General features: G+C 65.8%; 13 protein-coding genes. 9 read left to right on the top strand and 4 right to left on the bottom strand.

Annotated elements, in window-relative coordinates:
- Positions 1 to 35 precede the first annotated feature (35 nt).
- From cobJ to cobG, 4 genes are read right to left on the bottom strand one after another with little or no spacing between them, the layout of a single operon-like run.
- Positions 36 to 1,733: a precorrin-3B C(17)-methyltransferase gene (cobJ, locus tag ACI7M0_RS23720; protein WP_129932644.1), complete on the bottom strand. Its 1,698-nt coding sequence runs from the start codon at positions 1,731 to 1,733 to the stop codon at positions 36 to 38.
- Entirely contained in the window at positions 1,721 to 2,455 is a 735-nt protein-coding gene (locus ACI7M0_RS23725) for a precorrin-2 C(20)-methyltransferase (protein ID WP_020191548.1), read from the bottom strand. Before ACI7M0_RS23725 ends, cobJ begins: the two co-directional genes overlap by 13 nt.
- Entirely contained in the window at positions 2,452 to 3,078 is a 627-nt protein-coding gene (locus ACI7M0_RS23730) for a precorrin-8X methylmutase (protein ID WP_003249670.1), read from the bottom strand. Before ACI7M0_RS23730 ends, ACI7M0_RS23725 begins: the two co-directional genes overlap by 4 nt.
- Positions 3,071 to 4,402, bottom strand: coding sequence for a precorrin-3B synthase (gene cobG, locus ACI7M0_RS23735; RefSeq protein ID WP_177413600.1), 1,332 nt, complete (start codon positions 4,400 to 4,402; stop codon positions 3,071 to 3,073). Before cobG ends, ACI7M0_RS23730 begins: the two co-directional genes overlap by 8 nt.
- A gap of 243 nt (positions 4,403 to 4,645) precedes the next feature.
- On the opposite strand from cobG, the gene cbiE reads away from it, so the two are divergent.
- The 9 genes from cbiE to ACI7M0_RS23780 all read left to right on the top strand — a co-directional run bounded on the left by cbiE (position 4,646) and on the right by ACI7M0_RS23780 (position 12,839).
- Positions 4,646 to 5,857, top strand: coding sequence for a precorrin-6y C5,15-methyltransferase (decarboxylating) subunit CbiE (gene cbiE, locus ACI7M0_RS23740; protein ID WP_129932642.1), 1,212 nt, complete (start codon positions 4,646 to 4,648; stop codon positions 5,855 to 5,857).
- Complete coding sequence (locus ACI7M0_RS23745) at positions 5,850 to 6,944, top strand: cobalt-precorrin-5B (C(1))-methyltransferase (RefSeq protein WP_004577047.1); 1,095 nt, start codon at positions 5,850 to 5,852, stop codon at positions 6,942 to 6,944. The genes cbiE and ACI7M0_RS23745 overlap by 8 nt, the downstream gene beginning before the upstream one ends.
- Positions 6,941 to 7,660, top strand: coding sequence for a cobalt-precorrin-6A reductase (locus tag ACI7M0_RS23750; RefSeq protein WP_129932641.1), 720 nt, complete (start codon positions 6,941 to 6,943; stop codon positions 7,658 to 7,660). Before ACI7M0_RS23745 ends, ACI7M0_RS23750 begins: the two co-directional genes overlap by 4 nt.
- A 128-nt stretch (positions 7,661 to 7,788) precedes the next feature.
- The gene (locus ACI7M0_RS23755; protein WP_020190779.1) at positions 7,789 to 8,226 is read left to right on the top strand and encodes an NfeD family protein; all 438 of its coding nucleotides are present in this window, start codon (positions 7,789 to 7,791) and stop codon (positions 8,224 to 8,226) included.
- A gap of 26 nt (positions 8,227 to 8,252) precedes the next feature.
- Positions 8,253 to 9,107, top strand: a complete 855-nt coding sequence (locus tag ACI7M0_RS23760; protein ID WP_129932640.1) for an SPFH domain-containing protein — start codon at positions 8,253 to 8,255, stop codon at positions 9,105 to 9,107.
- Between the two features lie 222 nt (positions 9,108 to 9,329).
- Positions 9,330 to 9,719: a DUF2946 domain-containing protein gene (locus ACI7M0_RS23765; protein ID WP_129932639.1), complete on the top strand. Its 390-nt coding sequence runs from the start codon at positions 9,330 to 9,332 to the stop codon at positions 9,717 to 9,719.
- 47 nt (positions 9,720 to 9,766) lie between these two features.
- A complete protein-coding gene (locus ACI7M0_RS23770; RefSeq protein ID WP_003249653.1) occupies positions 9,767 to 10,252 on the top strand; it encodes a copper chaperone PCu(A)C in 486 nt (161 codons plus the stop codon).
- A 22-nt stretch (positions 10,253 to 10,274) separates the two neighbouring features.
- Positions 10,275 to 10,706, top strand: coding sequence for a DUF2946 domain-containing protein (locus ACI7M0_RS23775; RefSeq protein ID WP_129932638.1), 432 nt, complete (start codon positions 10,275 to 10,277; stop codon positions 10,704 to 10,706).
- A 66-nt stretch (positions 10,707 to 10,772) separates the two neighbouring features.
- Positions 10,773 to 12,839, top strand: coding sequence for a TonB-dependent copper receptor (locus tag ACI7M0_RS23780; protein ID WP_129932637.1), 2,067 nt, complete (start codon positions 10,773 to 10,775; stop codon positions 12,837 to 12,839).
- The last annotated feature ends 36 nt before the right edge of the window (positions 12,840 to 12,875 follow it).

The raw sequence follows: 12,875 nt of genomic DNA on the forward strand, positions 1-12,875 counted from the left end.
TGGCCACAAAGCGCGCTGAAGAGTTTCCGACGCAACTAGTTGGCGGTGGGGTACCAACGCGGCGTGTAGGCCCACACCCCACCCGACAGGCGAGGGAATACACAGGTTGTAGAGGAGCCAACCAGAACCATGGTGCGCATGTCGACCATTTCTGGCAGCAGTTCGGCCAAGGTGACTACCTTCAGCGTCTGCCCCGGCCTACCGATGTCGCGCCCAAGGACTACAGGCGTGCTCCCCTCGCGGTGGCGACGCACAACTTCCAGGGCCACCCCGAGCTGGTGCGGCCTGGATTTGGAAATCGGGTTGTAGAAGGCCAGCACCAGGTCAGCCTGGGCCGCCAGGTCCAGGCGCTTTTCAATGATCGACCAGGGCTTGAGGTTGTCCGACAGCGACATCACACAGAAGTCATGCCCCAGCGGTGCCCCCGCCTGCGCAGCGGTAGCGAGCGAGGCCGACACCCCTGGCAGGATTTCGAGGTCGACGCGATGCCAGGCGGGGTCGCTGGATTCGTGCAGCGCTTCGAGCACTGCAGCGGCCATGGCGAACACGCCTGGGTCGCCCGACGAGACCACCACCACCGAACGGCCTTGGGCCGCCAGTTCGAAGGCATGTCGGGCGCGCTGCATCTCTTCGCGGTTGTCGGTGCAGTGCAGCACCTGGTCGCTGCGGAACGGGCCAGCCATGCGCACGTAAGTTTCGTAACCGAGCACATCTTCGGCCTGCGCAAGTTCGGCCTTGACCGCCGGCACCATCAGTTCCGCCGCACCTGGGCCAAGGCCGATGACCGCCAGGCGACCGCGACGGCGGCCGACCTGCGCTACGTCGACCGGGGCAGGCGCCACCGCGACCACGACTTCTCCAAGCGCTATCAACTCGCTATCGGGCACCGCCGCAGCGACCATGCTGGCCACATCGCCTGGGCGGGTGGCGAAGCGCAAGGGGACACCCAGGGCCTGCGCAGCTTCGTGCAACGCGCTGTCGGCCATGGTTCGCTCGTCTGCCAGCACGCAGGCTACCGAGGGCTCGGCGATGCCGGCCTGCTGCAGGGCTGCGCGAATACTGTGCAGATTGCCACCTGCAACGCCCACCACCACCAGGCGCGGGTGGATCAGCAACTCATCGCGGTTGGCCGGGCGCGCCTGATGCCCCACATGGATGGTGCGCTGCGCCGCTTCGCTGGCGGGCAACTGCGCCAGCTGCAGCCACGGGGCGTTACCTTCGATGCGCACAGACTCACCCGCCAACAGGTCGGATACAAAGCGCTTGCCTTGCTCGATGTCGGCCAATGCATAGCCCTGCGGCGGGTTCAGCAGGCAAGTCCCGAAGCGCAGCTCGCCACTGGTGGTGATGGCGGCGGAAACGCCCAGCGCGTCAGCGATTTCGCGCGCCATCACGTTCACCCCACCGAGGCCGCCGAGCAACGGCACTACCGCGCTACCATCCTCGGCCACGGCCAGGACCGGCGGCTCGCTGCCCTTCTCGCTGAGCAGGCTGGCCAGGCTGCGGATGACGATACCCGCGGCGCACAACGCGATGATCGGCGTGTCTTGCTGGTACAACCCGCGCAGGGTATCGCCAAACGACGCGTACGACTGGTCCGCACCCTCTACACGCCCCTCGAGGCCATGGATCGTGGCCTGTGGATAACAGGCCTGGATACGCTGCGCCGTCGCCAGGCTGCCCGGCCCAAGAATGATGATCGCCGGCGCCTTGTGCATGTTCAGCCCTGCCATTTTTCCCCCGGCACGATTATCAGCGAGAAGTAGGGTGACGACTGCGGGTCGACCTGGTCCAGCGGCACGATCTTCTGGTTGGCCATGGTCGCCCGTTCCACATACAGCGCACGCCCGTCCAGGCCCAGTTCGGCCAGCACTTCGCGCACCTTGGGGAAGTTGCGCCCAAGTTTCATGATCACCGCTGCATCGGCGTCCGCCAGACGGCGCTTGAGCTCTTGAGCGGGCAACACACCGGACAACACCGAAAGGCTCTGGTTGCGGTACACCAGCGGCGCCCCCAGCACCGAAGCGCCACCGAGCATGGAGCAGACACCGGGAATCACTTCTGCCTCGTAGCGCTGCGCCAGGCGGTCATGCAAGTACATGTAGGAGCCATAGAAGAACGGGTCGCCTTCGCAAATCACCGCCACGTCGCGGCCGGCATCCAGGTGCTCGGCCACCTGTACGCTGGCTTCGTCGTAGAAGTCGCTGATCACTTGCTCATAGGACAGCGGCGCCGGCAGCACTTCGGTGGTGACCGGGTAGACCAGCGGCAGCAGGGTCTGCTCGGGCTGCAGGTGCGCCTCGATAATGCCGAAGGCATTGCCACGCTTGCCCTTGGCCACGAAGTAGCCGACCACCGGCGCCTCACGCAACAGGCGCAGGGCTTTGAGGGTAATCAGTTCAGGATCGCCAGGGCCCACGCCCAGGCCAAGCAGTCGTCCGCGCGGGGCCATCATTCCACCTCCGTGGCCAGGGCGTTGACCGCCGCGGCGGCCATCGCGCTGCCGCCCAGGCGGCCTTGCATGATCACGAACGGCACGCCACGGCTGTCGGCGGCGAGCATGGCCTTGGACTCGGCAGCACCGACGAAACCGACCGGGAACCCGAGGATCAGCGCCGGCTTGGGCGCACCGGCATCGAGCATCTCCAACAGGTAGAACAACGCGGTAGGGGCATTGCCGATGACCACCACGCTGCCCTCCAGGTAAGGGCGCCACAGCTCCAGGGCTACGGCGGAGCGTGTGTTGCCGGCGTCTTTGGCCAGGCCCGGCACGCTGGGGTCACGCAGGGTGCAGATGACTTTGTTGTCAGCTGGCAAGCGCGCCCGGGTGATCCCTTCGGCCACCATGTGCGCATCGCACAGGATCGGCGCGCCGTTGAGCAGCGCCTCGCGCCCGGCCCGGCCGGCACCGTCTGAGAACTGCAGGCCATCGATGGCGTCGACCATGCCACAGGCGTGGATCACGCGCACGGCGAGCTTTTCAAGGTCTGCGGGGATCCGCTCGAGTCGGGCTTCCTCGCGGATGATCCGGAAGGAGTTGCGATAGATCTCCTGACCATCGCGGATGTAGTCAATCATCAAGGTGCTCCGTCGGCAGGTCGAGCATGGCGCCTGCTTCATTCAAGGTAAGGTCGGTGGCGCGCAGGGCACCGAAACCCGGCTGGCGCGCATCACGCAGATACAGGTCGTAACGGCCCGGCGAACGGGCCAGCAAAGTGGCCGGGGCAACATGGGCCACGGCGCAGGAACGGGGGCAGCCGGACAGGTGCACGCTGGCCGGCACGCCAGGGCCCAGCAGCGCGGCCAGGACAACGGCGTCGGCCTTGGTCTCGGCAAGGGCCTTGGCGCAGCCGCTGGCACCGGTGCAGGCGCTGATACGCGCCAGGGGTTCATGGTCGTGGCACAGCAACCCCAGCGCAGACAGTTCGGCCAGGGCCTGATCGATGTGCTGCGCTTGCAGGTTGGTCAGCACCAGGCTTTGCCAAGGGCTAAGGCGCATGCTGGCATCGCCCAGTTCACGGGCAATACGTGCGGCGCCACGCAGCATCGCGGGGGTCAGGCGGCCTTGCGGCGGGGCAACGCCAAGGGCAATACCCTGCGCCTGGGGCAATCTGCCCAACCACGAGGCGCGGTGCTGTTCACGCCGCCAGGTGAGCACGGCAGCATCGCGGCGGATATCCAGGCCGAGCTCAGCGACAAAATCGGCTGTCGGGTACACCTCAAGCAGCTGGCGCATGCGCGTCTGCGTCGGGGATGCCAGATCGAGGAAGCGCTCCAGCACGGCGCGCACCAGCATCAGGCCCTGCGTCAGCGGCACCGCACCGAGCGCCTGGCCCTCTGCCGGGCACCCTGCCAGGCCAAACGCCAGCCAGGTCTGCTGGTCCAGGTGCAGGGGCGACAGCCACAGGTCGTGGGGGTGTTCGAGCATGGCCAGGCGCTCGCCTGCATCCAGCTGCACAGCGAACTTGGCCGACAACTGGTGAAAGCGCGGGGTGCCTTCCAACAGGTCGAGGATCTGCCCGGCCAGCGGCCTGGCGTCCAGCAGCATGAGCGGGTCATGCCCGGCCAGTGGGCTGAGCATCACGTTGCGCACATCGTCACCCGCGGCGTCGCGTGGTCCCAGGCCGGCTGCGAGCAGTGCCTCGACCAAAGCGCGATGCTCGCTGCCAATGCCGCGAATCTGCAGGTTGCCACGGTTGGTGGCTTCGATCACGCCGCCAGCAAAGCGCTCGGCCGCCGCCGCCACGGCCTCGGCCTGCTCGGCCAGCAGCAGGCCACCCGGCAGCTTGATACGGCAGATGCCGCCATCACGGGCACTGACGATGCGCCACAACCCCGGGCAGGCCGAGGGACGAGGGATGACAGTGGGGGCTTCGGCCTGGGTCAATGGGGTGTCCGGCAATCTGTGAAAGTGCGCTTGAGTGTAGAAGGCGCGGTATTATGCCTGCTTTGTCCGGCGGCATGAAAAGCCGGTGGTCGAGCATCCTCGGCGATCAAGTAGAAATTCAGGACCGCGTCGCCTTCTTCGCGGGCTCGCCCGCTCCCACAGGATCACTGCAGGCTGCACATGCTGCACTGTACCTGTAGGAGCGGGCTTGCCCGCGAAGGGGCGCGAAGCGGCCCCAAAAATGGCGGATTGAAATACATGACACCCTGGCTGACAGTAGTAGGCATCGGCGAAGACGGCTTCAGCGGCCTGGGCAAACAGGCCCGGCGCGCCCTGCTGGGCGCTGGCCGGGTCTTCGGCAGCCCGCGCCAGCTGGCCTTGCTGCCACGTTGCGTGACCGCTGAACAGTTGGCCTGGCCCAGCCCGTTCTCGCTGGCCCCGGTGCTGGCCCTTCGCGGCGAGCCGGTGTGCGTGCTGGCCAGCGGTGATCCTATGTTCTACGGCGTCGGCGCCAGCCTGGCACGCCAGGTGCCTGCTGCAGAAATGCGCGTGCTGTCGCTGCCCTCTTCCTGCTCCCTGGCTGCCGCCCGCCTGGGCTGGCCGCTGCAGGACCTGCAGGTGGTGTCGCTGGTGGCCCGCCCCCTGGCGGCGCTCAATGCCCACTTGTACAGCGGCATGCGCCTGCTGGTGTTGAGCAACGATGGCGACAGCCCGGCGGCAATTGCCGCGCAGCTGCGCGAGCAAGGCTTCGGCCCTAGCCGCCTGCAGGTGTTCGAGCACCTGGGGGGCGTGGACGAACGTGCACTGGCCGGCACCGCCCAAGACTGGCCGCACACTGGTATCGCGGCGCTCAACCTGGTAGCCATCGAATGCCTGGCTACGCCCGATGCGCCCCGCCTGCACCGGCTGGCCGGGCTGCCAGACGCCGCATACCGGCACGATGGCCAGTTGACCAAGCGTGATGTCCGCGCCATCACCCTGGCGCGCCTGGCACCGCAGCCTGGCGAACTGTTGTGGGATGTGGGCGCGGGCTGCGGCTCGATCGGCATCGAATGGATGCGCGCCCACCCGGCATGCCGCGCCCTGGCCATCGAGGCCGACGAAGGTCGCCAGGGTTTGATCGAGCACAACCGCGATGCACTGGGTGTACCCGGCCTGCAACTGATTCGCGGCAAGGCGCCAGCGGCGCTGCAAGGCCTGGAACAACCGGATGCAATCTTCATCGGAGGCGGCGTTACCCGCGCAGGTGTACTGGACCTGTGCTGGGCAAGCCTGCGCCCCGGCGGCCGTTTGGTGGCCAACGCCGTCACCCTGCAAAGCGAACTGGCCCTGGCACATTTTCGCGAACAGCACGGTGGTGAGCTGACCCGCATCCATGTCGCTCATGCCCAGCCCTTGGGTGCGTTCGACACCTGGCGCCAGGCGCTGCCGATCACCCTTCTCGAAGTACTGAAACCCGCCGATGCGTGAAGAAACCCGCGAACAGCCCGCGCCTCTGCGCAGCGGCCTTACCACCGGCAGCTGCGCCACCGCCACCAGCCTGGCAGCGGCCAAGCTGCTGCTCACCGGGCAGCGTGACGATGCGGTGGACATCACCCTGCCCAAAGGCAAGGTCGTGCAGATGCGCCTGGAATTCTGCCGCCTGATCGGCGAGTGCGCCGAAGCCGGCACCCTCAAGGATGCGGGTGACGACCCGGACGTGACCCACGGTGCCCTGCTCTATAGCCAGGTGCGCCTGCTGGCGGAACCTGGCATTGGTTTTGTCGCTGGCAGCGGCGTGGGCACGGTGACACGCCCGGGGCTGGTGCTGGCGGTGGGTGAGCCGGCCATCAACCCGGTGCCTCGGCGCATGATCAGTGAACACCTGCAACGCCTGGCCGACGCGTGCGGCTACCTTGGCGGCTTCGAGGTCACGGTCAATGTGCAAGGTGGTGAGCAACTGGCCCTGAAAACCATGAACCCGCGCCTGGGCATCCTCGGCGGGCTGTCGATCCTCGGCACCAGCGGCATCGTCCGGCCGTTCTCTTGCGCGGCCTACATTGCCTCGATCCACCAAGGCATCGACGTGGCCCACACCAACGGCTACACGCACATAGCCGCGTGCACCGGCAATGCCAGCGAAGACACCATGCGCCGCGTCTACGGCCTGCCGGAAATCGCCCTGATCGAAATGGGCGATTTCGTCGGCGCGGTGCTCAAGCACCTGCGCAAGGTACCGGTGCCGCGCCTGACCCTGTGCGGCGGCTTCGGCAAGATCAGCAAACTGGCCGCCGGGCACATGGACCTGCACAGTCGTCACTCCAGCATCGACTTGCCGCAACTGGCAGGTTGGGCCGCAGACATTGGCGCTGACGAGGCGTTGCAGGCTGCCATCAGCGGCGCCAACACCAGCCAGCAAGCGCTCGCCCTGGCTCATGCGGCCGGCATTGCCCTGGGTGACGCGGTGTGTGCCCACGCCCTGGCCTTCGCCCGTAGCGTCGTGCCGGCGCAGGTGCACGTGGAGGTGTTCGCCATCGACCGCCAAGGCGGCATCGTCGGCCAGGCGGGCGTGCAATGACTGCGCGCATCCTGTTGCTGGGAGGTGTCACTGAAGCCCTGGCTATCGCCCGCCGGCTCGGGCCTCGACATGTCTACAGCCTGGCCGGTATCGGCCGCGTGCCCCAGGGCTTGCAATGCCAGGTGCGGGTCGGCGGCTATGGCGGTGTCGAGGGCCTGACCCGTTACCTGCGCGAAGCGGGCATCACCCTGCTGATCGACGCCACCCATCCCTATGCCGCGCAAATCAGCCGCAATGCCGCCAGCGCCGCACGCAACGCCGGCATCCCGTGCTGGGCCTTTCGCCGCCCCGCCTGGCAGGCGCAAGCGGGGGACGACTGGCGTGAAGTCGAGGATTGGGCAGGGTTGATCGAAGCACTGAAGCCGTTCCGCAGGCCACTGTTCACGCTGGGGCGCGAGCCGCTTCAGCACCTGGACGAGATTCCGCCGGAGCAGTTCTGGACCTTGCGTGCGCTGGAGGCGTGCCCTGGCAACGAGCGCTGTGAAGTGATTGGCGCACGTGGGCCGTTCCATATCGAGGATGAGCGAGTGTTGTTCCAGCGCCGCCACATCGATGTGCTGATCAGCAAGAACAGCGGCAGTGTGGCGACCGAGCCGAAGCTGGAAGTGGCGCGGGAGCTTGGCGTGCCGGTGCTTGTCCTGAAACGTCCGACGCTGCCGGAGGTGGACAGGGCATTCGACTCACTGACGGATCTGGCCACAGCGCTCGCCCTTTAGGCGCTGCCCTTTCGCGACACAAAGGCACTCCTACAAGGATTTCAGACTTTTCTTCCAACCAACCCAGTGGCCCGTTGCCGATCTGCTGCCTTAAACTCGACGCCCCTCCCCCGGAAGGTTTCACCCATATGGAAATGCAATGGTGGATCTGGCTGGTCTTCGGCATTGCGCTGATCCTGCTTGAACTGGTCCTCCCAACGTTCTTCATACTCTGGTTCGGCATCGGCGCCGTGCTGGTCTCGCTTATCTCGCTCGCCGCACCCAGCCTGCAACTGGACATGCAGGTCCTGCTGTGGGTACTGCTGTCGTCGGCCACCACCGTGCTGTGGTTCAAAGTGTTCCGGCGCAAGCAGCCGGATGTGCGCTGGACCGCCGACAGCGTGATCGGCGAAGTGGGCCTGCTGACCGCTCCCGTGTCGGAGTTCCAGAAAGGCCGCGTACGCTTCCAGAAGCCGATCCTCGGCAACGAAGAATGGACCTGCATCGCCGATAGCCAGATCGCCGTCGGCGAGCGGGTACGCCTGACCGCCATCGAGGGGAACACCGCCCGCGTTATCCGGGCCTGAATCCGCATTAAAAGGAATTTTGCAGCATGACCAGCCTCATCGTCGTCGGCGCCATCGCCCTGTTCGTCCTGATCACCGTGTTCAAGGGGGTGCGCATCGTGCCCCAGGGCGAGGAGTGGATCGTCGAACGCCTGGGTCGCTACCACAGCACCCTCAAGCCGGGCCTGAACATTGTCATCCCCTACATGGACGTGGTCGCCTACCGCCTGCCGACCAAGGACATCATCCTCGATGTGCAGCAGCAGGAAATCATCACCAAGGACAACGCGGTAATCGTCGCCAACGCCCTGTGTTTCGCCAAGGTAGTCGACCCGCAGAAAGCCTCGTATGGCGTGCAGGACTTCTCGTTCGCCGTCACCAGCCTGACCATGACCTCGCTGCGCGCCATCGTCGGTGCAATGGACCTCGACGAGGCGCTGTCCAGCCGCGAGCAGATCAAGGCCCGCCTGCGCGATGCAATGTCCGAGCAGACCGAAGACTGGGGCGTGACGGTGCGCTCGGTGGAGATTCAAGACATCAAACCTTCGGAAAACATGCAACTGGCCATGGAACGCCAGGCCGCGGCCGAGCGTGAGCGCAAGGCCGACGTTACCCGCGCCGAAGGGGCCAAGCAGGCGGCGATCCTCGAAGCAGAGGCGCGCCTGCAGGCGGCCAGGCTGGATGCCGAGGCGCAGATCAGCCTGGCCGAGGCCTCGGCGCGGTCGATTTCGCTGGTGAAGGAATCGGTGGGCAACGAGACCGTACCGGCCATGTACCTATTGGGCGAACGCTATGTGGGCGCGATGGAGAACCTGGCGGGGAGCAGCAATGCCAAGGTGGTGGTGTTGCCCGCGGATCTGCAGGAGACCGTGCGTGGGCTTATGGGGCGAGGCAAGGCTTGAAAATGCTGGGGGCGCTTTGCGCCCCAATCGCGACACAAGGCCGCTCCCACAGGACAGCGCAGTATTCGAGGCTGCCGCAATTCTGTCGGAGCGGCCTTGTGCCGCGATGGGCTGCACAGCAGCCCCCATTACCAGACCACCTGCGTCACTTCACCGCACCCCGGCATTTTTACCTATACTCCGCCGTACAATAGCCACCACGATTCCTGACCGGATCTCTCCATGCCCCCACGTCGGCACATTGCCTGGATAGCCTGCCTTGCAGTGCTGTTCAACCTGCTGGCCATGCCGCTGTCTTCTGCTGCGCCCAAGGGCACGGCCGAGCAGCTGCTGTGGGGGGCTTTCTGTTCCAGCATGGCCAACAAGGCCAACGTCGACGTTCAGGCCCTGGCCAAGATCGACCTCGGCCCGCAAAGTGACGACAGCGCCGGCATGATGAACTGCTGGTGCTGCTCCGGTGCCGTGCCGCTGCTGGCCCTGCCCGGCTACCCGCCACAGTTGCACAACCCGCCGACATTGCTCAGCGGGCTGCTGCCGCCATCTGCCAAGTACACACCCACGCCCCGCCAGCTCTGGCCTGGGCTAAACCCTCGTGCCTCTCCGCTAGCCTGAGTTCATCATGCTGTCTGCCTGAACCAGAACGGAAACGGAGATTCACCATGCTCAAGCACGCCCTCGTCATGGCCGCCCTGCTGCTGCCTGGCGCCTTTGCCAATGCCCACGAATACAGCGTGGGTGACCTGCACATTGCTCACCCGTGGTCGCTGCAGTTGCCACCCAACGCGCCTAACGTCGCCGCGTATTTCGTGGTGCACAATAATGGCCAGGCTGATGACCGCCTGCTCAGCGTCGACAGCCCCATCAGCGATGACGCGCAACTTCACGAGCATGCCATGAGCGCCACTGGCGCCATGAAGATGCAACAGGTGCCCAGCGTGGTAGTGCCTGCCGGCAAGGACCTGACCTTTGCCCCCGGTGCCTACCATGTGATGCTGATGCAGCCCAAGGACCGCAGCCTGCTCAGCGACGGCAAACGCTTCCCGTTGACCCTGCACTTCGAAAAGGCCGGCGACATCACCGTCGAAGTGGCCGTGCAGAAGCAGGCGCCTGCGGACCAGCCGCAAGCCCACGAACACGCGCACTGATACCTGCTGACAGGCACGCGCCATGAGCCTGCCGCGCCACAGCATCGGCCGTACCACCCGCCCTGACCTCAGGCGCGCCGGTGGCGGATGGCTGAGCCTGTTCGCCATGTGGATGATCTTCATCGGCCCGCTGATTTCCCAGTCGATGCCGATGGACCACCACGCGGGCATGAACATGCCGATGAACATGCCGATGGCGGCTGCCCATCAGCATGGCGGCGACGCCCATCACGGCCACGGCAGCGATGGCCAGTTGCATGTGATGTGGGAAAAGTGCGGTTACTGCAGCCTGTTGTTCAACTGCCCGGCCCTGCCCCAGGCCCTCAGCCCGCTCAGCGCCGGCAGCATCGTCCCCACCACCCACCTGCTTGCGCCAACGCACCAGGGCCATGCCCGGCAGGCTGTATTCCCTGGTGCGCGCAGCCGCGCCCCGCCTTCTTCGATCAACGTCTGAAACCACATTTTGCGCACGAAGCCAGGAGGCTTCGCGCTAACTCATGACTGATCGACTGGAATCATTATGTCCGGCTGCACCCCTGTTTTTGCCTTGTCCCTGCGTGGGACCATCGCCGCCCTGTGCGGCTCGCTGCTCGCGCCCATGGCCCTGGCTGCCGACCCTGGCCATGAAGACCATGTGCACGACGCACCCGAGTTGAGCCCGACGGTGATCACCGCCGTGGCCCCGAGTTCGCCGCTGACTGTGGTCACCAACCCGAAAGACCCGCGCCAGCCAGTGCCGGCCAGCGACGGCGCCGACTACCTGAAGACCATCCCCGGCTTCTCGGCAATCCGTGCTGGCGGTACCAACGGCGACCCGGTATTGCGCGGCATGTTCGGCTCGCGCCTGAACATCCTCACCAACGGCGGCTTGATGCTTGGAGCCTGCCCCAATCGCATGGACGCGCCCACGTCCTATATCTCGCCAGAAACCTACGACCGCCTGACCGTGATCAAAGGCCCGCAGAGCGTCATCTGGGGGCCCGGCGGCTCGGCCGGCACCATCCTCTTCGAGCGCGAACCTGAGAAATTCGGCACCCTCGGCAGCCGCGTCAACGCAAGCCTGCTGGCCGGCTCCAACGGCCGCTTCGACAAGGTGCTGGATGCCGCGGCCGGCAACAGTCAGGGCTATGCCCGCTTCGTCGGCAACCAGTCACGCTCGGACGACTACCACGACGGCAACGACGACACCGTGCCGTCGCGCTGGGAAAAGTGGAACGGTGATGTCGCCCTCGGCTGGACACCCGACCAGGACACCTTGCTGGAACTGACTGCCGGCAAGGGTGACGGCGAAGCCCGCTACGCCGGGCGCGGCATGGACGGTTCGCAGTTCAAGCGCGAAAGCCTGGGCCTGCGCTTTGAAAAGTCCAACCTCGGCGAGGTGCTCGACAAGGTCGAGGCGCAGGTCTACTACAACTACGCCGACCATGTGATGGACAACTACAGCCTGCGCACGCCGTCGGGTAGCGGAATGATGGGCATGCCGATGGTCAGCAACGTCGACCGCCGCACCATGGGCGCACGCATCAAAGCCACCTGGCGCTGGGCCGACGTGCAACTGATCAGCGGCATCGACGCGCAGACCAACGAACATCGCCAGCGTGGCGGTATGGGTGTGGACGCACACAAGGGCCAGGCCTGGACCAAGGACGCCGACTTCCACAACTACGGCGCCTTCAGCGAACTGACCTGGTACGTCAGCGGTGAGGACCGCTTGATTACCGGCGCCCGCCTGGACCGCGCCTCGGCGCGTGACTTCCGCACAACCAGCGCCACCGAAGGCGACACCCGCGCCGATACCCTGCCAAGCGGCTTCATCCGTTACGAGCACGACCTGGCAGCCATCCCGGCCACCACCTACATCGGCCTCGGCCATGCCCAGCGCTTCCCCGACTACTGGGAGCTGTTCTCACCCAAGCTGGCACCACCCGGGGCAGCCAATGCCTTCGACGGCATCAAGCCAGAGAAAACCACCCAGCTCGACTTCGGCATCCAGTACCGCACCGAGCGCCTGGAGGCCTGGGCTTCGGGCTATGTCGGGCAGATTCGCGACTACATCCTGTTCGACTACCGCACCGGCATGATGGGCATGAGCACCTCGCAGGCGCAGAACATCGACGCCCGCATCATGGGTGGCGAACTGGGCGCCGCCTACCAGCTGACTGACAACTGGAAGGCCGACGCTACACTTGCCTACGCTTGGGGCAAGAACAGCAGTGACGGCAAGGCGCTACCTCAAATGCCTCCTCTGGAAAGCCGCCTGGGCCTGACCTACAGCCGCGACATGTGGAGCGTCGGCGCACTGTGGCGGCTGGTGGCGGCGCAGAACCGCATTGCCGAAAACCAAGGGAACGTCGTCGGCAAGGACTACGACAAGAGCGCCGGCTTCGGCGTGTTCTCCCTGAACGGCGCCTACAAGGTGAACAACAACCTCAAGCTCAGCGCAGGGGTCGACAACCTGTTCGACAAAACCTACGCCGAGCACTTGAACCTGGCCGGGAACGCCGGGTTCGGCTACCCGGCTACAGATCCACAACCGGTCAACGAGCCAGGCAGGACCTTCTGGACCAAGGTCGACTTCAGTTTCTGACAACAACGGGCGCAACTTCGGTTGCGCCCTTCAGCT

Origin of the sequence: Pseudomonas sp. 10(2024) (assembly GCF_045164175.1) — a bacterium.
Lineage (GTDB): Bacteria > Pseudomonadota > Gammaproteobacteria > Pseudomonadales > Pseudomonadaceae > Aquipseudomonas > Aquipseudomonas alloputida.